This window comes from Acidovorax sp. ACV01 (assembly GCF_014851495.1).
Taxonomy (GTDB): domain Bacteria; phylum Pseudomonadota; class Gammaproteobacteria; order Burkholderiales; family Burkholderiaceae_C; genus Acidovorax; species Acidovorax radicis.
Window position 1 is genome coordinate 160,746 of record NZ_JACUZT010000010.1, and the last position, 21,744, is coordinate 182,489.

Sequence of the window (21,744 nt, forward strand, 5' to 3'; positions counted from 1 at the left end):
GGACGGATTCTGTGCAGCGCACCGCGCCTTGCGAAACCCTACCCTGGTAGGGTGACCCCCATGACCCGGTGAAAGGCGCTCATGGCAGCGACCTCAGCGCCGGCGCACTGCGCGGCGCTCGCCCCACCAGCACCAGCGCAGCCGCTGCAAGGGCGAAACCCGCGCTGAGCAACGGCACGGCACTGGCGTTTTCACCTTCGACAATGAACGAGGCCGTGAGCGGACCGAATGCACTGCCCAGCAGTTGTGCTGCAGGCACCAGCCCGGCCAGGCGCCCGCTGGGGTCGGCACGGAACGCCAGGCCAATATGAAACGGCAGCATGAAAAGCCAAACAAAACCGAACAAGGCACAGGCCAGGGCAAAGTCCCGTGTGTTGCCACTGGGCAACTGGTGAGCGGCAGTGGTGACGATGGCGAGCAGCACGGAGCAGGCCACCAGCGTGGACACCACGGGCAGGCGCCTCACGGCCAGCGCGGCCAGGCTGCCTCCCACCACCTGCATGGCCAGCACGGCGGCGACCAGGGTCTGCGCGCTGCGCGCATCGTAACCAGCGGCCTTGCCCAAGGGCTCCAGGTACGCCCAGAACGAACCCAGCGTGGCCAGCTGCAGAAACACCACGGCCAATGGCTGAAGGGTGGCCGCCGACCAGCGAAACCCCGACACCGCAGGCGGCGCCAGCGGCGAGAGGCGCGCCGGTTGCACAAACGCCAGCAGACAGGGCTGCAGCGCCAGCAAGCCCAGCGCCACGAAACCGCCACGCCAGCCCCAGTGGGGAATGATGGCATTGGCCAACACCACGCCCAGCAACGCCTGTGCCAGGGTCTGCGCAACGAAGAAGATGCCGCCCACGCGCGCCGGGTTGGCGGTGCGCACGACCACGCCGGTGGTGCCCCAGATCAGCACACCTTCGGCCAGGCCAGCAGCCGCTCGCACGCCCGTCAGGGCGCCGTCGCCCGTGGCCAGCAGCGTGAGCAGATCCAGGCCCGCTGCGCACACCCCGGCAACGAGGGTGATCGACCGCAACCGCGCACCCGGCAATAGCGCGTCGCCGAGCACCACGCCGAGGCCCAGCATGATGATCTCGGCCATGGCCACAATGCCCACGCCCTCCAGACTGACCTGCCGGGCTTCGACAAGTTCGCCCAGGAGAATGGGCTGCACGCCCACCATAAGCACGGCAATGGTGCCGACCGCCAGCGCGGAAACCACCTGCGCTGCGGACATCTTTACATCGTGATTGGAGGACATGGGAAGCCCTTTCTGTGGGGGGTCAGTAGCCTTTGCTTTCCTCGGGCAGCTGACCCTGCAGGAACCGCGCCAACGCGCGCTGCTCATCTTTCGCAAGTCGCCGGTTGGCGACCCAGCGCACGATCCAGGGCAAGGCACGCACGCGCCCGCCCCCGGCCACGGCCAGCACGTAGGCCTTGGCACACTTCTCGAACAGTTCGGCATTGAGCGCCAGGCGCGTGGCGGTCATGCCAAGGCACACCGGTAGCCCTCGCACCAGCAGCACATTGCCTTGCCCCTGCAAGACCGCCGCTGCATCGCCCATGTCTGCGCTGGCCGGTCCCATGGGGCCCAGGTGGCGCGCCTGTTCGTCGAACACCTGCGGCATCGCGCCACCAAAGTCCGCCAGGCAGCGTCCGAAAGCCCCTCCGCCGACAGCAATGGCGCCCACATCGCCGCGTTTGGCGTAGGCGGCGGCATGCACCTGGGCGTCGTGCGGCGCGGTCCGCCAAGGCACACGTTGGGGCGTGGCGCCGGACGCGAGCCCAAACCACATCGCGTCGCTGCCCGGTATGCGCAGCGACAAACTCGCGCCCTCGCTGTCCAGCAAACGCTTGGCTTGCAGCCTCTCGCGCAGCGGGAGCCACTGCGCGCGCACGTTCTCTTCGAAATCCATGGTGTCAGACCAGCTTGAAGACATCTTCGAAACGGTTCAGCGCATCATCGATCACCTCGTCGGTGTCGGCCAGGCTGGTGTAGATGCGGCTACCAGCCAGCGTGATGAGGCCATGCGCGGTGTAGGCCGCACCCATCTCTTCCATCATGTGCTTGCGGCGCTTGGCTTCGTCCTTGACCTTGAACAGCTTCCACAGGCTGCTGGTGTCCAGCAGCAACACGCCCGAGGTCTGCAGGTGCACGATGGATCCCATGTTGTAGGTCACGTAGGGCAGGCCGAGGCGGTGGATGATTTCCTCCAGGCCCTGGCGCAGCCGGTCGCCCGCGCGGCCTGCCACACCCGCGGCATCGGTGCGCTGCGCCTCCAGCAGCGCGAAGTACCCGGCCACGCACGACAGCGGGTTGGCCGACAAGGTGCCGCCGACAAAAGCACGCTTGGCAGTGGTACCGATGCCCCCCACCAGCATCATCATGATGTCCCGGCGCCCGCCGATGGCGCCCGCCATCGGGTAGCCACCGGTGAGGCACTTGCCGAGCACGGTGAGGTCGGGCTGGACGTCAAAGTAGGCCTGCGCACCACCTGCCCCCAGCCGGAAACCCGTGACCACCTCGTCAAAGATCATCAGCGCGCCGAACTCGTCGCACAGCTTGCGCACCTGGCGGTTGTAGTCGGGGTGCACCGGGCGTGTGCCGCTCTCGGGGCCCAGCGGCTCCAGCAGCACGGCAGCGGTGCCACCGCGCAGGCGGTTGATCTGCAGTTTGCTGCGCAGCGCATCCAGGTCGTTCGGGTTGCATTCCTGGGTGCTGCCGGTGGCGCCACGCGGGATGCCCACGGCTTCCATGCGGCCAGTCTTGGGCAGGCGCATGCCATAGACGACCTGGTCGCTCCAGCCATGGTAGGCACCGCCGACCTTGATGACCCACTTCTTGCCGGTGTAGGCACGTGCCAGGCGCACGGCGCCCATCACGGCCTCGGTGCCCGAGCCCAGCAGGCGCACCATGTCCACCGCCGGCATGGACTGGCACACCAGCTCGGCCAGCTTGACTTCGTATTCGTGCAGCAGGCCGGTGACCGGGCCGCAGGAGTCCAGCACCTCGTTCACTTTCTGACGCACCACCGGATGGTTGGAGCCGAGTAGCGTGGGACCACCGGCCTGCAGGAAATCGATGTAGCGGTTGCCGTCCACATCGGTCATGTGGGCGCCCTCAGCCTGTGCGACGGCCAGCGGGAACGGGTGATTGAAAGCCAGGTTGTGCTGCACACCACCGGGAATCACGGTCTTGGCACGTTCGGACAACCGCCGCGACCCCTGGCAGCGCTCATCGAAATACCGCATCACCTGCGGCATCTTGTCTGCGCGGATGGGCCGCATCGGCTGCTTGACCAGCTCGTCGAAGCGGCGATAGAGATGGCCGACATCGGGCCAGGCCGAAATGGCGGGGCGAGGCGCGGTGGCCGATGCGGCGGTGTGAACAGAGGCAAGGTTGCTCATGGCTTGGTGGCTGGGTAGCTGGGTAGCTGGGTAGCTGGGTAGCTGAGGTTCGGGGGGTTGGGTCAGGCTGCCAGCGCGTCAACGATGCGCTGCAGGGCCGGTTGCGCGAGAGGCTCCCGCTCCGCACGGGCAGAGATCGCGTGCAGCAACAAGGTCTTCGACAGGGCTTCGAGGTCTTCGACCGCCTGCAGGGCGGCCCAGGTGGTCGCGGCGCAGCACAGCACGCCGTGGTTGAGCATGAGGTAGGCGTTGGTGTCGGGGCGCAGCGCGCGCGCCAGCCGAGACGATAGCCAGCCGCTGCCCGAGGGGGCATAGCCGACCACAGGAATGCGGCGGCCCAGCGAGCGCTGCATTGGCCCGGCCGGCACCGTGAGCGCCTGTCCGAGCAATGCGCAGGCGCTGGCCACGGGCTGGTGGGTGTGGATGCTCGCCTGCACGTCGGGCCGCGCGCGCAGCACGCGGGCATGCAGGCCACTTTCGACCGAGGGCGTGCGTTCACCTTCCACCTGCTGCAGGTCCGCCAGGCGCAGCACACACACATCGGCCGCGGTCATCGTCAGGTAGTCGGTCGCCGAGGGGGTGACGGCGATGTGCGCTGCGTCGATGCGCAGCGCGATGTTGCCGCCGGTGCCCGAGAAGTGGCCCCGGCGCGAAAGTTCGACACACAGTTCGACGACAGTCTGGCGGATGTTCTGCGTGTTCATGCAGCGGCTCCTTGGGGTGCGTTGATGCGGTGGTATAGCGGCGCCAGGCGGGTGCGCACTTCCTTGAAGGTTTCGAACTGGTCGCCATACAGGCGGCGCAGCGCGCTGGAGGGTTCGTAGATGGTCCGCGTCCGCCGCAGGGGGCCCAGGTCGGCAAACGACAGCGCGCCCATGCCCACTCCGGCGATGAAGGCGGCTCCAATGGCATTGGTCTGGATGGGGTTCTCCAGCTGGCGGATCGGCTGGCCCGTCACGTCGGCCATGATCTGGCACCACACGTCAGACTGCGCGCCGCCGCCCACGGCCGTGACGGTGCCCGCGTTGCGCCCGAGCAGACGCGCGAAGGGTTCGAGCATCCAGCGCGTGTTCAGCGCCACGCCTTCCAGAAACGCGCGAAAGATGTCCTCACGGGTGTGCTCCAGCGACATGTTGAGCAACCCGGCACGCAGGCGCGGGTCGTCCACCGGTGTGCGCTCACCCAGCAGCCATGGGGTGTAGATCAGGCCCCGCGCGCCCGGAGGCACACGCGCGGCAATGCGGTTCAGCACCTCGTAGACGGCGGGATGCTCTTCGTCGCTGGCGAGTTCATCGGGGTGGTACAGGATGCGGTCGCGCAGGAACGACAGGTTGGCACCAGCCGTGGACTGCAGCGCCATGGCCAGGTAGCGCCCATCCACCGCGCTGGGCACGGCCGCAATTTTGTGGCGCACATCGGTTTTCATGAAGGGCACGTGCGCCCCCAGCCACGATGAGGTGCCCAGGTACAGATGGGTCTCGAAATCGGCCACGGCCGCACCCACCGCCACCGCAGAGGTGTCCACGGCGCCCGCGACGACCAGGGTCCCGGGATTCAGCCCCAGGGCCTGCACGACGTCCGGCAGCAGCGGCCCCAGAACGTCGGTGGAGTGCACGATCTCCGGCAGCTTGGCCGCGTCGATACCGAGCAGGCGGATGAGGCCTGCGTCGTAACGGACCTGGTGCGGATTGCGGTTGTCGGTGACCCAGGAAGTCACCGCAGAATCCTGCGTGGCACAGAACCGGCCGGACAGGCGCAGGTTCAGGTAGTCGAGCACGTTGAGGAACTTGTAGGTGCGCTCGTAGCGTTCGGGCTCTTCGTCGCGGATGTAGGCCATGTGTCCCGCCGAGTCCCGCCCCGACAGAGAAGGAGCCCCACCAGTCAGCCGCAGCCAGCGCCACAGCTTGAGCGGCGCGTAGCCTTCGATGCGTGGCCCCCGCCCGCGCACCCGGCGTGCCATGGCGGCCGCACCGCGCGAATCCAGCCAGGTCAGCGCACGCCCCAGCGGCTGGCCTTGGCGGTCCACACACACGGTGCCTTCCGTCTGGGTCGAGCAACAAACGGCCACCACACGCTGCCTCAAGCTGGTCTCCGCGCCAAGAGCCTCCCCTGCACTGTGCAGGAACGCAGCCCACCAATCCTGCGGGGCCTGCTCGGCCAACGCGCCCTGCACGTGCAGCGGGACCGCATGGAAGGCCCAGGCGTGCACCGTGCCGTCCAGCGATACCAGGGCACATTTGCAGCCTGAGGTTCCCAGGTCCACGGCCAGCACCAGCCGCCCATCGGCCTGCTCGGGCACGGTATCCAAGGGTGGGCCCATCTCAGAAGCTGCGCGAGACGGAAACCACAAGGCGGTTGTTGTCGGTGGCACGCAGTCGGGTGCCATCCAGCGCGATATAGAGTTCGCGCACCCTGGTGCGAGTGGTCATCCACTCGGCGCTCCAGTGGAAGCCCCAGCGCTTGTGGGTGACCCCGATGGAATAGTCCGAGAAGTCCGCCTCCTTGAAGTTGGCGATCTTCTGGTAGCCGGCATGCAGGTTCACTGTGGTGGTCGGGTTCAGCGCGTATTTGTAGCCCAGGTCAAACAGCCAGCTGCCGCGCGAGTTGTGATCGCCACGCGCATAGCAGGCCAACCCTGGCGTGGGATCGGCCATCAACGACACCATGGTGCCGCAAACCCCACCGGTGTTCGCCCCCCGGTAGGTCTTGGAGATCACATTCATGACCCGCGCCTCCAACGCCCCGTAGCCAATTTCGGCCACGGCGAATGCGCTGTCGTATTTGGTGCTGCGCCAGTCCGTGGGCGCGCCAGTGCCCATGTCAAAACCATGGGGAGCCTGAAATTTCGCGCCCGGAAACAACTCGGCGGCCAGGCCCGCACCATAGTGCCAACCCTCGGGGTCCCCGAAACGATACCCCCCCGCCAGAGTAACCCCAAGGCCCGCTCCGTCCAGAAACTGCTTCCTGCTGACCGTGGCGAATTCAGCCAGCCCGACCAAGCCACTTTCGTGGACGGCTTGCACGCTGAGCTTCATGCCGGGGCCGTTCAACGAGTCCGACACACCCCGGCTGCGCTGGTCGGTGGTGAACTTCACTTCTGTGTTGACCGAAAAGCTGGCGGTCTCTTCGGCAAGCGAAGGCGTCGCGGCGCTCGCCAGCACGGTGGCGGCGATGGCCCAGGGAATGGGGCGGGTGAAGTGCATGGAGTGCTCCTTGGTTCGAGGAATGGAAGGCTCACAAATCGTCTTGTCCGAAAGATGGGTGGGTGGGAAGCGGATCAGGAAACGGGTTCGCACGACGGCGCGACCGGCAAGGCGGGCACGCGCTTGAGCTGCTCCGTCTGGCCCAGGACTTCCACCCCCACGAAGGCGCGGATGCGCAGCTCGTCGGCATTGGCGCGCACAACGCCCTTGTACTTTTTGTTTTCGCGCGGGTCGTAGACCCAGCCTTCGCGCCAAGCCTCTTTTTCGTAGCGGCCAAGCTGTGCAACCCGCACATTGCAGGTGCTGGCAGGCGTGCCGGCGTCCTTGTCCCAGACGATGGTTCCGCACAGCGCACCGGGCGCATCGGCACAGGGCGCGAACCGGATCACCGCGTCGTTCTCGGGAGTGATCCACAAGCCCTTGGCGTCATCGGGCCCGGCGGCTTGCGCCGACACAGTCACCGAGCAACAGACAAGGGCCAGCAAGCGGGTCAGGGTCTTCATGAAGCACGCCTTTCTTGGGCCAGGACAAGAACCATTTGGATAGTCATGGCTAGTATATAGTTATGACTACTTTTTTATGCCAAAAAATTTACTGGGACAATCCCTGATGCCGCAGCTGCTCCGTCCGATGCCCTCCACCCGAAGCCCCCAACCCTCGCTGGCCACCAAGAAGCAGCCTGCACAGCAGCGCGCCACCGAGACCTATGAGCGCATCCTGGAGGTGACGGCGCAGACATTGGCCGACGTCGGCATCGAGCGGCTGTCCACCAACCTGGTGTGCGAACGCGCCGGGCTCACGCCGCCCGCGCTCTATCGCTATTTCCCCAACAAATACGCGCTGCTGTCCGAGCTGGGGCAGCGCCTGATGCAGGCCCAGAACGCGCGTGTGGACCGCTGGATCACGCTGGAGGTGTTCAACGGGGGCGTGGAAAGCCTGGAGCTGGCGATCGAGGGTCTGATCATTGACACCTACGAAGCGACGGTACAGACCGTGGGCGGGGTCTGGATCATGCGGGCGCTGCGTGCGGTGCCCGCCTTGCAGCAGGTGCGGCTGGCCTCCCACGCCACGGTCACGCAAGAACAAACCCGCCTGCTCGCCCAGGCCCTGCCCGAAGCCGATGCGGCCGAGCTGCAACTGGTCAGCCGCATCGTGGTGGAACTGATCTACGCCACCGTCGAGATGATTTTTGACGAGCCGCTGGATGTGAAAGCCGTAGCCCGCACCGTGGCGGGCATGATCGCCAGCCACCTCACCCGTGTCCGGCCGCAGGACAGTGGGCAGCCACCCCACACACCCGCCAAGCCCGGCGGCACCCGGCCAAAGCCTGGCGCGGCCTGATCAACCGTGGAGGTGCGGCAAACCCTACCTCAGTAGGGTTTGCGCGCCACCGCGGCTGCGCCAAACTTGGCAGAATTTGCCCGCTGCATCCTGGCGCCCGGCGCCCGGGGCCGCAGCGCCACTGGCCTGCCATGTCACCCTACGCCCTCATCCTGGACGACCACCCGCTCGTAGCACGCGGCGTGGCCGAGTTTCTGCGCTCGCGGCTGCCGCACATGGAGGTGGCAGTCGCAGAGCATGCGGACGATGTGGAGCCACTGATCGAGGCGCGTGGAGCGCCGGCCATAGCGCTCATCGACTTCTGGCTGGCCGACGGCGCCGCGCTCAGCCTCATTGCCCGCATCCGCACGCGGTGCCCCGCCACCGCCGTGGCGGTGATGAGCGGCGATGACGACCTCGCCGTGATCGATCAGGTGCGCGCCGCAGGCGCCCACGGCTTCATCCACAAGCAGGAGCCGCCAGAGACGTTTGCCCAGGCGATAGAGGCACTGGTGGGGGGCCTGGCCTGGTTCACTCCTGGCGCCAACACACAGCGCCCGGTGCGCAGCCGGGAGTTGCCCGTGACCCCGGCCGAGCTGGGCCTGTCGGTGCGCCAGGGCGAGATCCTGGCGCTGGTGCTGCAGGGGCAGCCCAACAAGCGCATCGCCCAGCAATATGCGCTGTCGGAGAGCACGGTCAAGGAGCACATGACCGCCATCCTGCAGCGCCTGGGCGCACGCACCCGGGTGGAGGCCATCACGCGGCTGCGCGGGCGCCTGCTGGTGCTGCCGCAGCAGCCACCGCCGCCGTGATCGGGCACACCGCAGTGCCGCGTGGCATGGCATTCCACCCCCCCACGCTGCACCCACTGGAACGCGGTGGGGCCCCGCACGCCCCGGCATGACCGCGCCCGCCACCGACCCGACCAGCGCCCAGGACGCTCCCAGCACACAAGGCTGGCTGCTGCTGCTCGAAGCCTCTTTTGCGCGCCTGCGGCTGGGCATGACGGTGATGCCCAGCATGGGGCTGCTGTTTGGCCTGCTGCTGGGCTGGGAGGGCGGGCCCGTCGCACCGCTGGTGGTGTGGGGAGCCGCGTACCTGCCGGTGCTGCTGTTCGTCCGATGGGGACACCGCCGCTACCTGCACGAACGCACCCTGCGGTCACCCGAAGCCCTGCTGCTCACCTGGACCCGCCGCGTGCGCGGCCTGGCGCTGGCGCATGGGGTGGGTGTTTCGCTCTCGGTGGTGTTGCCGTTGGGCCAGGCCAGCTACGAATTCATGCTGTTGCTGTACATCACGCTGGCGGGCATTCTGGCCGGCAATGCAGCCCAGATGACCGCCACGCTCGCCGTCTACCGGATGTACTTCATGGGCGCTTTGGGTGGACTGGCGATGATCCCCTGGGCGTTTCCCGGGCAGTGGCCATTTATTCTGCCCATGACACTGATAACGGCCGCCGTGATCTACCGCAGTGCCGTGAACTCGCACCGCTTCTTTGTGCGCCAGGTGGTGCTGGAAGAGCGCAGCCGCGACCTGGCCGAGCGCTACCGCGAGGCCAGCCAGGCGGCTGAACGGGCGCTCGCAGAGAAGAACCATTTTCTGACCACCGCCGCGCACGACCTGCGCCAGCCGGTGCATGCGATGGCGCTGTTGGCCGAGGCCATCGCCTTGCACGGACGTGGCCACCCCCACATCGACAACCTGCTGGTGCAATGGCGGATGAGCATGCGGTCGGTGAACCACATGTTCGACGCGCTGCTCGACCTGTCGCGCATTGAATCCGGCGCGGTGGAGCTGCGCCCCGCCCCCGTGTCGCTGGCTGCACTGTTCGAGGACCTGCGAACCCAGTTCGCGACCGATGCCAGCGCACGCGGCCTGGTGCTGCGTTTGCACCCACCACCGCCCGGCGCCGCTGCACTGGCCGACCCGGCACTGGTTCGCCAGTCGGTGGCCAACCTGGTGCAAAACGCGCTGCGCTACACCCCAGAAGGCGGCGTTCTGGTGGGCGCACGGCGACGGGGCGCGCATTGGCGCATCGAGGTGTGGGACACCGGGGTGGGCGTGGCCCTGCACGAGCAGGCACAGATCTACCAGGCGTTTTACCGCCCCGAGCACGCCTGGCAGGTTCACCGCAGCGGGCACGGCCTGGGCCTGGCGGTAGTGGCGCGCTGCGTGGCGCTGATGCAGGCCCGGCAAGGGCTGCAGTCCCGATTGGGCAAGGGGTCGTGCTTCTGGCTGGAGCTACCCACCACACAGCAGGCCACCGCAACGCTGACCACCGTACCCACCGCAGCACCAGGCACCAGCCCACCGTTGAGGGGCCGCTGTCTGGTGCTGGACGACGACCCGCATGTGCTGAATGCCTGGTCTACGCTGCTGATCACCTGGGGCATAGACGTGCGCCTGGCCTCCAACGCGGCAGAGGCTTTTGCCCACCTGGACACCGGCTTTGCACCCCATTCCATCCTGTGCGACCAGCGGCTGCGGTCCGGCGAGAGCGGCTTTGACGTGCTGCGCGCGCTGCTGGACCGCTGCCCCGACGCGCGTGGCGCGATGGTGAGCGGAGAGTACGACTCGCCCGAGCTACAGACCGCGCAGGACGAGGGCTACCTGGTGCTGCGCAAACCCGTGGATGTGGACGAGCTGCACGCGGTGCTCAGCCAGTGGCTGCGCGGGCAGAAATTTGAATAAAAACAGGCTCTAGCGCTTATCCAACAAGCGCCATTAGCTATTATTTATATAGCAAACAACATCAAGCCAGCGCGCGCTGGATGATGATCTTCTGCACGTCGCTCGTGCCTTCGTAGATCTGGCACACGCGCACGTCGCGATAGATGCGCTCCACCGGGAAATCGTTCACCACGCCGTAGCCGCCCAGCGTCTGGATGGCGGCGCTGCACACGCGCTCGGCCATCTCGCTGGCGAAGAGCTTGGCCATGGCGGCTTCCTTCAGGCAGGGGCGGCCTGCATCACGCAGCGCGGCGGCGTGCCAGATGAGCTGGCGCGCCGCCTCGATCTGCGTGGCGCAGTCGGCCAGGCGAAAGCCGACGGCCTGGTGGTTGAAGATGGTGGTGCCGAAGCTCTCGCGCTCTTTCGAATACGCGAGCGCCGCATCGAAGGCACTGCGTGCCATGCCTACACTTTGCGCGGCGATGCCGATGCGGCCGCCTTCGAGCGCGCCCAGGGCGATCTTGTAGCCCTCGCCCTCGGCGCTGATAAGGTTCTCGGCAGGGATGCGGCAGTTGTCGAAGTTGATCTGCGCGGTGTCGCTGGAATGCTGGCCCAGCTTGTCTTCGAGCCGCGCCACCACGTAGCCGGGGTTGCTGGTGGGCACGAGGAAGGCGCTCATGCCCTTCTTGCCCGCGCCCTTGTCGGTCACGGCGATGACGATGGCCACGTGACCGTTCTTGCCGCTGGTGATGAACTGCTTGACGCCGTTGATGATGTATTCATCGCCCTGCTTCACCGCCGTGGTGCGCAGGGCCGAGGCGTCCGAGCCCACATGCGGCTCGGTCAGGCAGAACGCGCCCAGCATCTCGCCACGGGCCAGCGGCGTGAGCCAGTCGCGCTTTTGCTGGGCGTTGCCGTAGCGCATGAGGATGGCGTTGACGGGGCAGTTGGTCACGCTGATGGCGGTGCTGGTGCCGCCGTCTCCGGCCGCGATCTCTTCGAGCACCAGCGCGAGGGTGACGTAGTCCAGATTGGCGCCGCCAAATTCTTCGGGCACGCAGATGCCGTACGCGCCCAGTGCAGCCAGGCCCTGGTGCGCCTCCTTGGGGAAGTGGTGTTCCTTGTCCCAGCGCGCGGCGTGGGGCCACAGCTGTTCCTGCGCAAAGTCGCGCACCGCGTCGCGGATCATTTCCTGGTCTTGGGTCAGCAGCATAGGGAGTGTCTCCAGAGTCGTTGTTCAGAAATTCGGGGGGCTACCAATGGGATGCGCGGCGGCCATCGTGGTGCAGCAGGCGGCCCTTGTCGGCGGCCGTGACACCCGCCACGGTGGCACGCAGGCCGCGCACGCTGTCCTGCACCGTGAGCGCAGCGCCTTCGCCGCCCATGTCGGTCTGCACCCAGCCGGGATCGATGGTGATGAGGGTTGCGCCGGGGTAGTCGTGCTGCGCGGAGGCCACGGCCATGTTCAGCGCGGCCTTGCTGGTGCGGTACAGCCACGAGCCACTGCTCTGCACGCTGCCAATCTGCGACATGGACGAGGACAGGAACGCGAACACGCCCTGCGCGTCGGCCACCAGGGGGGCAACCTGCGGCAGCGTCTGCATGGCGCCCAGCACGTTGGTGTGCATGACGGCGTCAAAGTCCTGCTGCGTGGGTGGCGTGAGCGCGCTGGGGCGGCGTATGACGCCCGCCACATACCAGGCGGTCTCGATCTTTTCGCCGTCCAGTTGCCAGGCCAGCCGGCTCACGCTGGCGGGGTGGGCGACGTCGATGGTCAGCACCTCGGCGCCCAGGGCCTGCACACGCTCGCGGCCCGCTTCGTCACGCACGGTGGCAATCACGCGGCGGCCCGCTTCGGTGTACTGGCGCACCAACTCCAGCCCAATACCGCGCGATGCGCCGATAACCAATATGGATTTCATGGGGGAAATTTGAATAAAATTGGGCTCTAGCGCTTATCTATCAAGCGCCAGCAGCTATCAAAATTGAAGTACTCAACGCCAACACGATCATGCATCGCCCAGTTGCTGCTCTTGCGCCAGTTGGGCGCGGTAGCGCTGCAACATGGCGACTTGCGACTCAGGCTCGGTAGCGAGGCCCATCTGGGCGTGAATCATCTCGCCCATCGTGGGCAGCGCGGTGCGGTCCACCTGCGCATCGGCCGACCACAGCCGCGAGCGCATGAAGGCCTTGGAGCAGTGCAGATACGCCTCGGCCACGCGCACTTCGATCACTATTTTTGGGCGCTGGCGCTCGGCCGTGAAGAAGTCGGTGTACAGCGCCTCGTCGCGCAGGCGCGCCGTGCCGTTCACCCGCAGGGTTTCGTCCACACCCGGAATCATGAACAACAAACCGATGCGCGGGTCTTCCAGCAGGTTGGTCAGGGTGTCGAGCCGGTTGTTGCCCCCCGCATCGGGCAGCAAGAGCGTGTGCGGGTCGGGTGACTTCACAAACCCCGGCGCGCCGCCGCGTGGCGAGGCATCGAGCAGCGCACCACCGATCCCTCCACTCGCCACCACGCAGAACGGCGACAAGGCAACGAAGCGCTGGCAGTGCACATCCAGCTGCGGTTGCTGCTTGTGCAGGGCCCGCTCGCCGGGGGCTGCGTACAGGGCGCGCAATTGTTCGAGGGTTTCGATCATGGTGTGGCCTGCGAAGGTTGGTGGTTGATGCGGTGACGTTGAGGGTGAAAAAGGACCCGCGGCGCAGAGCGGGCGTCGGGCCTGTGGCGTGCGGCACCAACGCCCCCGCCTGCTCAGGGGCAATGCACGGAAAACTCGAAATAGCCCGACCATGCGGGGTCAAACGCAAAAGTCAGCTCCAACGATTCGGCCTCTTCGCGCAGCAGCAGGGGCGCCAGCGCTTGTTTAGCCAGTTGCTCATCGCCCACGTAATACACCGCCTTGCGGCGACCGGCTCGGGTCAGGGTGTATGCCATGATGCCCAACTGCGGCAGCTCCAGCAGCGTGGCCGCCTGGTCTTGCAGGTCTTGCACCGCAGCCAGCTGATCGCGGTTGCCCACCGCCAGGTCCAGGGTCAGCGCGTAGGCCAGGTCGGCGCGCATGGCCACCGGGTTGGCGCTGCGGTTGACCATGACGATGGCCGTATCTTCAGCATCGTCACTGTGGCCGTCCTCATCGTCCTGCCCGCCAAACGACAAGGTCATGCCAGTCCAGTCGTGCTCGCCGCTGGGGAAGTCGCTGGTGCGGCCCAGGGTGTCGAACCAGTAGCGGTCGAACACGGGCACGAACTGGCTCAGGGGCACCCAGGGGGTCAGCGGGTCGGAGGCTTCATCCACAAAGTCCACCGCCCCCACCTTGACGGCAAAGTCGTATTCGCCCAGCACGTGGTCGAGCATGATGAACGCCATGTTGCGCGCGTGGTCCCGATAGTCCTCGGGGATTTCGCGGCCAAAGCGGATCTCCAGCGCGGCCTGTCCATCGTCCTGCCCGCAGGCGACCAGCACTTCGGAGGTAGCCAGCTCGAAACCGTCCATGCCAATAGGAAAGTCCGGCTGCGTGGTGCGCTCCCGAAATGCGCGCACCCGGTAGCTTTGCAGCGCGGGCGCGGCGGCCACCACCTGCATCAGCAACGGAAAGTTTTCGGTGCTGCCGTGGGCGGTGACGATGAGGTCCACCACCGCATCGCCGTCGCCGCCAGACATCTCCAGCGCGAGGCCGCTCAGGTGGCGCTCGATGAGCGCATTGGCCGACTCGACCCGCCCGCGCAGCGGCTGGGCCTGAAGCGATGCCTGGGCATCGGAAAAATCGCGCCAGAAAGCGGTGATCTCGGGAGATGGTGCAGTCATCAATGTCCTTGTGAAAAGAGCCAAATCATCCCACCTCCCTCCCGCATCAAACGAGTTCCAGCGCCACCGCCGTGGCCTCGCCACCGCCGATGCACAGCGTGGCCAGGCCCTTGGTCAGGCCGCGGGCCTTGAGCGCATACATCAGCGTGACCATGATGCGGGCACCGCTGGCACCGATGGGGTGGCCCAGCGCACAGGCGCCGCCGTTCACGTTGACCTTGTCGTGCGGCAGGTCGAGCTCCTTCATGAGCGCCATGGGCACCACGGCAAAGGCCTCGTTGATCTCCCACAGCTGCACGTCACCCACGGCCCATCCGGCCTTGGCCAGCGCTTTCTGCGTAGCACCCAGGGGGGCGGTAGCGAACCACTCGGGCTCTTGCGCGTGGGTGGCATGGCTCACGATGCGGGCCAGGGGCTTGCAGCCAAGTTTCTTGGCGGTGGATTCGCGCATCATCACCAGCGCGGCGGCGCCGTCGTTGATGCTGGAGCTCGACGCGGCGGTGATGGTGCCGTCCTTCTTGAAGGCGGGCTTCAGCGTGGCGATCTTCTCGAGCTTGACCTTGCCGGGGCCTTCGTCGACCGACACCACGGTCTCGCCCGCACGGGTCTTGACGGTGACGGGCACGATCTCGGCCGCGAACGCGCCGGACTCGGTGGCCGCCTTGGCGCGCTGCACGCTGGCGGTGGCGAATGCGTCCTGCTGCTCGCGCGTGAACTGGTACTTGGCGGCGCAGTCTTCACCGAAGGTGCCCATGGAGCGGCCGGCCTCGTACGCGTCTTCCAGGCCGTCGAGCATCATGTGGTCGAAGATGCGGTCGTGGCCCAGGCGGTAGCCGCCACGGCCCTTTTGCAGCAGGTAGGGCGCGTTGGTCATGCTCTCCATGCCGCCGGCCACCATCACGTCGTGCGAGCCGGCCAGCAGCATGTCGTGCGCAAACATGGCGGCCTTCATGCCCGAGCCGCACATCTTGCTGAGCGTGACCGCGCCTGCGCCCTTGGGCAGGCCGCCCTTGAAGGCCGCCTGGCGCGCAGGCGCCTGGCCCTGGCCTGCCATCAGGCAGTTGCCGAACAGCACTTCGCCGACGGCGTCGGGCGAGACGCCGGAGCGCTCGAGGGCGGCCTTGATCGCGGCGCCGCCCAGGTCGTGCGCGGCCAGGCTGGAGAAGTCGCCCTGCAGCGAGCCCATGGGGGTGCGTGCGGCGCCGACGATGACGATGGGGTCTTGGGGGGATGCGGACATGGTGAAGCTCTCCTGGAATTGGTTCAGGTGAAAGATCGGGGTTGAATCAAACGGGCTAAGGGACTAAGGGGCTAAGGGGCCGACACGCCATGCGTGAAGCGCCGGTCTGCGTCGTAGGGAAACACGTCAAACATGTGGCCCGCCTGGATGCGTTCCTTGTGCGACTGCCAGAACGCGGCGTCGAGCAGGTCGGCGTGGTGCTGCAGGAACACCTCGCGCACGGCGTCGTTGCCCAGAAGGAACGGGCCAAAGGTTTCGGGAAACACGTCGCGCGGGCCCACGCTGTACCAGACCTCGCCGCTCATCTCTTCTTCTTCGTTGCGCGGCGTGGGTACGCGGCGAAAGTTGCAGTCGGTGAGGTATTCGATCTCGTCGTAGTCGTAGAAGACGACCTTGCCGTTGCGCGTGACGCCGAAGTTCTTCCAGAGCATGTCGCCGGGGAAGATGTTGGCGGCCACCAGGTCCTTGATGGCGTTGCCGTATTCGATGACGCTGTGCTCCATTTGCTGGCGCGCGCGGGAATCGGTGAGACCCGTATCGAAGGCCTCCTGCAGGTAGATATTGAGCGGGATCATGCGCCGCTCGATATACAGGTGCTTGATGATGACTTCGGTCTGGCCGTCGCCATCGCGGTCGCTGATTTCGAGCTGGCTGGGTGCAAATTTCTCGACCTCGGCAATCAGCGCATCGTCGAAGCGGTCGCGTGGGAAGGCGACCTCGCTGTACTCCAGTGTGTCGGCCATGCGGCCCACGCGGTCGTGCTGTTTGACGAGCAGGTACTTGGCCTTGATCTGCTCGCGCGTGGTTTCTTTCTGGTGCGGGAAGTAGTCCTTGATGAGCTTGAACACGAACGGAAAGCTCGGCAGGTCGAACACCAGCATCACCATGCCCTTGATACCGGGGGCGATGCGAAACTGGTCGCTGGAATGTTTGAGGTGGTACAGGAAGTCGCGGTAGAACAGCGTTTTACCCTGCTTGGCCAGGCCCAGGGCGTTGTAGATCTCGGCGCGCGGCTTGCGCGGCATGAGGCTGCGCAGGAACTGCACGTAGGCACTGGGCACCTCCATGTCCACCATGAAATAGGCGCGGGCGAAACTGAACAGCATCTGCAGGTCGTCTTCGCCAAACAGCGCGGCGTCGATGTACAAGCGGCCAGCATCGTCGTGCAGGATGGGCAGCGCAAACGGTACCTCGTGGAAGCCGTTGATGATCTTTCCCACCACGTAGGCGCCCTTGTTGCGGAAGAACAGGCTGGTGAGCACCTGGATCTGGAAGTTGGCGCGCAGCCGCACCTTGTCGAGCCGGCCGCGCATGGCAGCCACCACGCAGGCGGTGTCTCGCGCCAAGTCCGCAAACTCACGCTGCAACTGGAAGTTCTCGATGATGGCCTGGAACGTCTCGTGCAGATTCTCGCGCGAGGGGTAGTAGGCCCGGTAGGTGGGGCGCGCTGCGGGCTCTTCGTTTTCGATGTATTCGGTGCTGACGGCGGGCCGCACAAAGATGAAATCGTTGTGGAAATGCGTGCGGTGCAGGATCTTGGTGGTGACCGAGTTGAAGAAGGTCTCGGCCAGCTCGGGCTGGTGGTGGTTGACCAAGAGGCCGATGTAATGCAGCTTGATCTGGTGCCACACGTCCATGGGCTGCGCGCCCGCGCTGAATTCCTTCTCCAGCCTGCGTACACACTCTTTCACGCGCAGGTCGTAAAACTCGATGCGTTCGCGCTGGGCCCGCTGCTGGCCGTGCCAGTCGCCGGTTTCGAAGCGGTGTTTGGCCCGCGCGGACTCGGTACGGAACAACCGATAGTGCCGGTTGAAGCCGTCCATCATGGCCTTGGCAATGCCATAGGCCTGGGGCGCATCGAGCCGTTGCGGGAACATGGCGGGTGCTCAGCCGTTGCAATGGGGAGATGGTTGGCTATTGCCTTTTGACGGCCGCCACACCGGCGATCGCCGCCTTGTACAGCGAGTCCAGGCCTTCGGTGCTGCCCACGGACATGTGCAGGTTGTTGATGAGACCGTCCTTGAGCCCATAGCACCAGCCGTGCAGCGTGACCTTCTGGCCCCGGCCCCAGGCGTCGAGCATCACCGTGGTCTGGGCGATGTTGACGACCTGCTCGATGGCGTTGAGCTCGCACAGCACGTCGTGGCGCCACTCTGGGGCAGTGGCAGCAATCAGGTCGCGGTGGCGGTCACGCACGTCCTGCACATGGCGGATCCAGTTGTCAGCCAGGCCCACACGCGTGCCCTCTAGCGCAGCCAAAACACCGCCACAGCCATAGTGCCCCACCACCATGAGGTGCTCGACGTGCAACTGGTCCACCGCGTACTGGATGGTGGAAAGGCAGTTCAGGTCGGTGGGCACCACCACATTGGCCACGTTGCGGTGCACGAACACTTCGCCCGGCTCCAGGCCCGTGATCTGGTTGGCGGGCACCCGGCTGTCCGAGCAGCCGATCCACATGTACTTGGGCTTTTGCTGGGCCAGCAGACTCGTGAAAAAACCGGGCCGCTCGCGCTCCATCTGGGCCGCCCAGGCGCGGTTGTGAACAAACAGGTCGTCGATCGAGGAGGGCATGTTGTCCTTGAGGAATCAGTAGAAAGGAAATGAAGCTCAGCAGGTTTCAGCGAACAGTTCGCGGCCAATCAACATGCGACGGATCTCGCTGGTGCCCGCACCGATCTCATACAGCTTGGCGTCGCGCCACAGGCGGCCCAGCGGGTATTCGTTGATGTAGCCATTGCCACCGTAGATCTGCACGCCCTCACCGGCCATCCAGGTCGCCTTTTCCGCACACCACAGGATCACGCTGGCGCAGTCCTTGCGCACCTGGCGCACATGGTCGGTACCGAGCATGTCGAGGTTCTTGGCCACAGTGTAGGCAAACGAGCGCCCTGCCTGTAGCACGGTGTACATGTCGGCCACCTTGCCCTGGATGAGCTGGAACTCGCCAATGCTCTGGCCGAATTGCTTGCGGTCGTGAATGTATGGGATCACGTTGTCCATCACAGACTGCATGATGCCCAGCGGGCCGCCGGTGAGCACGGCGCGTTCGTAGTCCAGGCCACTCATCAGCACCTTGGCGCCCTGGTTCAAGCCACCGAGCACATTGGCGGCGGGCACTTCGACATTGTTGAAAACCAGCTCGCCCGTGTGACTTCCGCGCATGCCCAGTTTGTCGAGCTTCTGCGCAATGCTGAATCCGGGCATGCCTTTTTCGATCAGGAAGGCCGTGACGCCACGCGCGCCCAGCTCGGGTTCGGTCTTGGCGTACACCACGAGGGTATCTGCATCTGGGCCGTTGGTGATCCACATCTTGTTGCCGTTAAGCAGGTAGTAGCCGCCCTTGTCTTCGGCCTTGAGCTTCATGCTGATCACATCCGAACCCGCGCCAGGCTCACTCATGGCCAATGCGCCCACGTGCTCTCCGCTGATGAGCTTAGGCAGGTACTTGGCCTTTTGTGTCTCGCTGCCGTTGCGGTTGATCTGGTTCACGCACAGGTTGCTGTGGGCGCCGTACGACAGGCCCACGGAGGCGCTGGCGCGCGATATTTCTTCCATCGCCACCATGTGGGCGAGGTAGCCCATGGCAGCGCCGCCGTATTGCTCGGGCACCGTGATGCCGAGCACGCCAAGGTCGCCCATCTTGCGCCACAGGTCCATGGGGAACTGATCGGTGCGGTCGATCTCGGCCGCGCGCGGTGCGATCTCGGCTTGCGCAAAGTCGCGCACGGCATCGCGCAAGGCGTCAATGTCCTCGCCCAATTGGAAGTTCAAACCGGGAAGGTTGGCAGGAATGCTCATGGTGGATGTCTCCTCAAAACAGATAAAGGAAGATGGCTTGTTCAGCCTTGGATGTTGTCGCGCCCAGTGACCCCCATGAGGGTGCACCCCATGGTGGCGACCAGCTTTTCTTGGCTGCCGTCGATGGCGAAGGCGCGGCCTTCGCACACGGTGATGGTGCGGCCGGGTTTCAACACCCGCCCTTCCATGCGAAATCGCTCGCCCTTGGCGGGGGCCAGCAAATTGATCTTGAATTCAATCGTGAGCACCGCAGCATCGGTTCCCATCAGGGTGAATCCGGCATACCCACAGGCGGAATCCAGCGCCGTGGCGACCATGCCTGCATGCAGAAACCCATGTTGCTGGGTCAGTCCTATGGCCCATGGCAGTTCAATGTCCACCGCACCGGGCGCCACCAAACCAAGACTTGCACCCAGGGTCTGCATGGCGCCCTGGCGAGCAAAGCTGTCACGCACGCGGTCTGCAAAGTCGGCAGAGCGGGGCTCAAAAGGGGGCGTGCTCACAGCGGTCTCCTGATTTACGTTTACGTAAACGTCAATTATGAATCATTTTTGCTTTTCAACCTTGAGAAGCAGAGCCCGTGCCTCGTCTTCATGCTCCTGAACCTCCTCCAGATTCGCTTGCAGGTCGGCCATCTGTGCCTCTAGTTGCTTGCGATGCACCACGAGGACATCGAGGAATTTGCGCAACTGCACCCCGGTGTCTCGCGGGCTGTCGTAGAGATCAATGATCTCCTTCGCCTCCGTCAGCGACAGGCCCAGGCGCTTCGCACGGAGCGTCAGACGCAGCCGGGTACGGTCGCGGGCGCTGTAGACGCGGTTTCTACCTGCGGCGCCCGTTCGTTCGGGCTGCAGCAGACCCATGTCTTCGTAAAAACGGATCGCTCGGGTCGTGAGATCAAACTCTTTGGCGAGATCGCTGATGGTGTAGGTGTTGGCCATGGGGGTATTGCACGCGGCAGGGTCGGTTTCGCACAGGAGACAGCCCTGGTGCTGTCGGTCCCTACAATGCACTGAATGCATGACGTTTACGTTAACGTCAATGCTAACCCATCAAGCCACCACCATGAATCCACTTGAACACCAGATCCACTATCCATTTGGCGATGTGTTGCCTCTGGAGGGCGTGGCGATGGAGATCGCGCCGGGCGTCAAGTGGGTCCGCATGGCCCTGCCCTTCGCGCTGGATCACATCAATCTGTGGCTGCTGCGTGATCGGCAACCAGACGCCTTCGGCAATTTGGTCGATGGCTGGACGGTAGTCGACTGCTGCATCGACAGCGCCACAACGCGGGCGCAATGGGAGCGGGTTTTTTCCAGCAGCCTGGAAGGTCTACCAATTCTTCGCGTGATCGTGACCCACATGCATCCAGACCATATCGGTTTGGCCCATTGGCTGTGCGAGCATTGGAAGGTACGTCTTTGGGTCAGCGCCACCGACTACAACGTCGCGAGGACCGCCGTTTATGACCGCAACGGCTTTGGCGGTGAGGCGAGCGCAGATTTCTACAGTTTGCACGGCATGCAGGATGGCGAATTTCTCCAACACGTTCGAGGGCGCGTGTCGTACTTTCCCGCTCTGGTTCCTGCGTTGCCTCCGAGCTTTCGCCGGATCATGGATGGAGACATCGTCGAGATTGGGGGATGCTCCTGGCGGTGCATCAGTGGCTACGGGCACGCACCCGAGCACATTGCGCTGCATTGCGCAGAATCATCCGTCCTCATCAGTGGCGACATGGTTCTGCCACGCATTTCCACCAACGTCAGCGTCCATGCGGTGGAACCGGAATCCAATCCTCTGGAGCTGTTCCTGACCTCGCTGCTGCGGTATCTTGAATTGCCTGCTGACACGCTTGTCCTACCGTCTCATGGCAAACCCTTCCAGGGCTTGCATGAGCGTATCCAGCAGTTGCAAAACCATCACCGGGATCGGCTGGCAGAAATCCTCGATGCAGCGAAAGGGGGCCCCCTGTCTGCGGCCGATGTGCTGCCGATCATGTTCAAGCGCAAGCTGGATGCCCGTCAGATGACATTTGCCATGGGCGAAGCGTTGGCCCACTTGCACCTGCTTTGGTTTGATGGTCGATTGCAAAGGATTCTGGATGCTGCGGGCGTTCACCAATTCCACTCTCCGCGCAAGGAATGATCGGCAGCTGAGTTTGAAAGTCCTTGGGCAAATTTCAAGGAATTGGCGGCCCACATATGCCCACGCGGGACGTTCAATTTCCTGCTGTCCAACGGCCAGGCGCTGTGGAGCCATGCATCGACGAGCCTGTACTACATAGAGAGGCGGCACCCGTTCGGGCA

Annotated in this window: 21 protein-coding genes and 1 pseudogene; 5 read left to right on the plus strand and 17 right to left on the minus strand. The window is 65.1% G+C overall.

Annotated elements, in window-relative coordinates; translation table 11 throughout:
• Positions 1 to 79: 79 nt before the first annotated feature.
• The 7 genes from IB243_RS24170 to IB243_RS24200 all read right to left on the minus strand — a co-directional run bounded on the left by IB243_RS24170 (position 80) and on the right by IB243_RS24200 (position 7,102).
• On the minus strand, positions 80 to 1,249 hold the full coding sequence (locus IB243_RS24170; protein ID WP_192429728.1) for an MFS transporter: 1,170 nt from the start codon (positions 1,247 to 1,249) through the stop codon (positions 80 to 82).
• A gap of 22 nt (positions 1,250 to 1,271) precedes the next feature.
• Positions 1,272 to 1,904 (minus strand): hypothetical protein, encoded by a 633-nt coding sequence (locus IB243_RS24175; protein ID WP_192429729.1) that lies wholly within the window; start codon positions 1,902 to 1,904, stop codon positions 1,272 to 1,274.
• Between the two features lie 4 nt (positions 1,905 to 1,908).
• Complete coding sequence (locus IB243_RS24180) at positions 1,909 to 3,396, minus strand: aspartate aminotransferase family protein (RefSeq protein ID WP_192429730.1); 1,488 nt, start codon at positions 3,394 to 3,396, stop codon at positions 1,909 to 1,911.
• Between the two features lie 62 nt (positions 3,397 to 3,458).
• Complete coding sequence (locus IB243_RS24185; protein ID WP_192429731.1) at positions 3,459 to 4,100, minus strand: class II aldolase/adducin family protein; 642 nt, start codon at positions 4,098 to 4,100, stop codon at positions 3,459 to 3,461.
• On the minus strand, positions 4,097 to 5,716 hold the full coding sequence (locus IB243_RS24190; RefSeq protein WP_192429732.1) for an FGGY-family carbohydrate kinase: 1,620 nt from the start codon (positions 5,714 to 5,716) through the stop codon (positions 4,097 to 4,099). The genes IB243_RS24185 and IB243_RS24190 overlap by 4 nt, the downstream gene beginning before the upstream one ends.
• Position 5,717: 1 nt before the next feature.
• The gene (locus IB243_RS24195; RefSeq protein ID WP_192429733.1) at positions 5,718 to 6,599 is read right to left on the minus strand and encodes a TorF family putative porin; all 882 of its coding nucleotides are present in this window, start codon (positions 6,597 to 6,599) and stop codon (positions 5,718 to 5,720) included.
• 74 nt (positions 6,600 to 6,673) lie between these two features.
• Positions 6,674 to 7,102, minus strand: a complete 429-nt coding sequence (locus tag IB243_RS24200; RefSeq protein WP_057225884.1) for a DUF2147 domain-containing protein — start codon at positions 7,100 to 7,102, stop codon at positions 6,674 to 6,676.
• A 127-nt stretch (positions 7,103 to 7,229) separates the two neighbouring features.
• Between IB243_RS24200 and IB243_RS24205 the strand changes: the two genes are divergently transcribed.
• The 3 genes from IB243_RS24205 to IB243_RS24215 all read left to right on the plus strand — a co-directional run bounded on the left by IB243_RS24205 (position 7,230) and on the right by IB243_RS24215 (position 10,610).
• Positions 7,230 to 7,940: a TetR/AcrR family transcriptional regulator gene (locus IB243_RS24205; RefSeq protein WP_225585301.1), complete on the plus strand. Its 711-nt coding sequence runs from the start codon at positions 7,230 to 7,232 to the stop codon at positions 7,938 to 7,940.
• Between the two features lie 131 nt (positions 7,941 to 8,071).
• Positions 8,072 to 8,731 (plus strand): response regulator transcription factor, encoded by a 660-nt coding sequence (locus tag IB243_RS24210; RefSeq protein WP_192429735.1) that lies wholly within the window; start codon positions 8,072 to 8,074, stop codon positions 8,729 to 8,731.
• Positions 8,732 to 8,819: 88 nt separating this feature from the next.
• Complete coding sequence (locus IB243_RS24215; RefSeq protein ID WP_192429736.1) at positions 8,820 to 10,610, plus strand: hybrid sensor histidine kinase/response regulator; 1,791 nt, start codon at positions 8,820 to 8,822, stop codon at positions 10,608 to 10,610.
• Between the two features lie 61 nt (positions 10,611 to 10,671).
• On the opposite strand, the gene IB243_RS24220 is transcribed toward IB243_RS24215, so the two are convergent.
• From IB243_RS24220 to IB243_RS24265, 10 genes are all read right to left on the minus strand, one after another.
• The gene (locus IB243_RS24220; RefSeq protein ID WP_192429737.1) at positions 10,672 to 11,802 is read right to left on the minus strand and encodes an acyl-CoA dehydrogenase family protein; all 1,131 of its coding nucleotides are present in this window, start codon (positions 11,800 to 11,802) and stop codon (positions 10,672 to 10,674) included.
• A 40-nt stretch (positions 11,803 to 11,842) separates the two neighbouring features.
• Positions 11,843 to 12,511, minus strand: coding sequence for an SDR family oxidoreductase (locus IB243_RS24225; protein WP_192429738.1), 669 nt, complete (start codon positions 12,509 to 12,511; stop codon positions 11,843 to 11,845).
• 87 nt (positions 12,512 to 12,598) lie between these two features.
• Positions 12,599 to 13,231 carry a pyridoxamine 5'-phosphate oxidase family protein gene (locus IB243_RS24230; protein WP_057225871.1) on the minus strand — a complete coding sequence of 211 codons (633 nt, stop codon included), beginning with the start codon at positions 13,229 to 13,231 and terminating at the stop codon, positions 12,599 to 12,601.
• 113 nt (positions 13,232 to 13,344) lie between these two features.
• Positions 13,345 to 14,397, minus strand: a complete 1,053-nt coding sequence (locus IB243_RS24235) for a DUF695 domain-containing protein (RefSeq protein WP_192429739.1) — start codon at positions 14,395 to 14,397, stop codon at positions 13,345 to 13,347.
• A 46-nt stretch (positions 14,398 to 14,443) separates the two neighbouring features.
• Entirely contained in the window at positions 14,444 to 15,637 is a 1,194-nt protein-coding gene (locus IB243_RS24240; RefSeq protein ID WP_010466786.1) for an acetyl-CoA C-acyltransferase, read from the minus strand.
• 71 nt (positions 15,638 to 15,708) lie between these two features.
• Positions 15,709 to 17,514 (minus strand): bifunctional isocitrate dehydrogenase kinase/phosphatase, encoded by a 1,806-nt coding sequence (gene aceK, locus IB243_RS24245; RefSeq protein ID WP_192429740.1) that lies wholly within the window; start codon positions 17,512 to 17,514, stop codon positions 15,709 to 15,711.
• Positions 17,515 to 17,551: 37 nt separating this feature from the next.
• Complete coding sequence (can, locus tag IB243_RS24250; RefSeq protein ID WP_057225864.1) at positions 17,552 to 18,211, minus strand: carbonate dehydratase; 660 nt, start codon at positions 18,209 to 18,211, stop codon at positions 17,552 to 17,554.
• A gap of 36 nt (positions 18,212 to 18,247) precedes the next feature.
• Entirely contained in the window at positions 18,248 to 19,438 is a 1,191-nt protein-coding gene (locus IB243_RS24255) for an isovaleryl-CoA dehydrogenase (protein ID WP_010466791.1), read from the minus strand.
• 41 nt (positions 19,439 to 19,479) lie between these two features.
• Entirely contained in the window at positions 19,480 to 19,941 is a 462-nt protein-coding gene (locus tag IB243_RS24260; RefSeq protein WP_192429741.1) for a PaaI family thioesterase, read from the minus strand.
• A 42-nt stretch (positions 19,942 to 19,983) separates the two neighbouring features.
• Positions 19,984 to 20,379: a MerR family DNA-binding transcriptional regulator gene (locus IB243_RS24265; protein ID WP_192429742.1), complete on the minus strand. Its 396-nt coding sequence runs from the start codon at positions 20,377 to 20,379 to the stop codon at positions 19,984 to 19,986.
• Between the two features lie 124 nt (positions 20,380 to 20,503).
• On the opposite strand from IB243_RS24265, the gene IB243_RS24270 reads away from it, so the two are divergent.
• Together IB243_RS24270 and IB243_RS24275 are read left to right on the plus strand one after the other, a co-directional pair.
• Positions 20,504 to 21,583, plus strand: coding sequence for an MBL fold metallo-hydrolase (locus IB243_RS24270; RefSeq protein ID WP_192429743.1), 1,080 nt, complete (start codon positions 20,504 to 20,506; stop codon positions 21,581 to 21,583).
• 30 nt (positions 21,584 to 21,613) lie between these two features.
• Positions 21,614 to 21,744 (plus strand): annotated as a pseudogene (locus IB243_RS24275) (class II glutamine amidotransferase); the annotation flags it as partial.

Bases quoted from the DNA above. Each gene is read 5' to 3' on its own strand.
- IB243_RS24170 (WP_192429728.1), bottom strand. From the start codon at position 1,249: ATGTCCTCCAATCACGATGTAAAGATGTCCGCAGCGCAGGTGGTTTCC.
- IB243_RS24175 (WP_192429729.1), bottom strand. From the start codon at position 1,904: ATGGATTTCGAAGAGAACGTGCGCGCGCAGTGGCTCCCGCTGCGCGAG.
- IB243_RS24180 (WP_192429730.1), bottom strand. From the start codon at position 3,396: ATGAGCAACCTTGCCTCTGTTCACACCGCCGCATCGGCCACCGCGCCT.
- IB243_RS24185 (WP_192429731.1), bottom strand. From the start codon at position 4,100: ATGAACACGCAGAACATCCGCCAGACTGTCGTCGAACTGTGTGTCGAA.
- IB243_RS24190 (WP_192429732.1), bottom strand. From the start codon at position 5,716: ATGGGCCCACCCTTGGATACCGTGCCCGAGCAGGCCGATGGGCGGCTG.
- IB243_RS24195 (WP_192429733.1), bottom strand. From the start codon at position 6,599: ATGCACTTCACCCGCCCCATTCCCTGGGCCATCGCCGCCACCGTGCTG.
- IB243_RS24200 (WP_057225884.1), bottom strand. From the start codon at position 7,102: ATGAAGACCCTGACCCGCTTGCTGGCCCTTGTCTGTTGCTCGGTGACT.
- IB243_RS24205 (WP_225585301.1), top strand. From the start codon at position 7,230: ATGCCCTCCACCCGAAGCCCCCAACCCTCGCTGGCCACCAAGAAGCAG.
- IB243_RS24210 (WP_192429735.1), top strand. From the start codon at position 8,072: ATGTCACCCTACGCCCTCATCCTGGACGACCACCCGCTCGTAGCACGC.
- IB243_RS24215 (WP_192429736.1), top strand. From the start codon at position 8,820: ATGACCGCGCCCGCCACCGACCCGACCAGCGCCCAGGACGCTCCCAGC.
- IB243_RS24220 (WP_192429737.1), bottom strand. From the start codon at position 11,802: ATGCTGCTGACCCAAGACCAGGAAATGATCCGCGACGCGGTGCGCGAC.
- IB243_RS24225 (WP_192429738.1), bottom strand. From the start codon at position 12,511: ATGAAATCCATATTGGTTATCGGCGCATCGCGCGGTATTGGGCTGGAG.
- IB243_RS24230 (WP_057225871.1), bottom strand. From the start codon at position 13,231: ATGATCGAAACCCTCGAACAATTGCGCGCCCTGTACGCAGCCCCCGGC.
- IB243_RS24235 (WP_192429739.1), bottom strand. From the start codon at position 14,397: ATGACTGCACCATCTCCCGAGATCACCGCTTTCTGGCGCGATTTTTCC.
- IB243_RS24240 (WP_010466786.1), bottom strand. From the start codon at position 15,637: ATGTCCGCATCCCCCCAAGACCCCATCGTCATCGTCGGCGCCGCACGC.
- aceK (WP_192429740.1), bottom strand. From the start codon at position 17,514: ATGTTCCCGCAACGGCTCGATGCGCCCCAGGCCTATGGCATTGCCAAG.
- can (WP_057225864.1), bottom strand. From the start codon at position 18,211: ATGCCCTCCTCGATCGACGACCTGTTTGTTCACAACCGCGCCTGGGCG.
- IB243_RS24255 (WP_010466791.1), bottom strand. From the start codon at position 19,438: ATGAGCATTCCTGCCAACCTTCCCGGTTTGAACTTCCAATTGGGCGAG.
- IB243_RS24265 (WP_192429742.1), bottom strand. From the start codon at position 20,379: ATGGCCAACACCTACACCATCAGCGATCTCGCCAAAGAGTTTGATCTC.
- IB243_RS24270 (WP_192429743.1), top strand. From the start codon at position 20,504: ATGAATCCACTTGAACACCAGATCCACTATCCATTTGGCGATGTGTTG.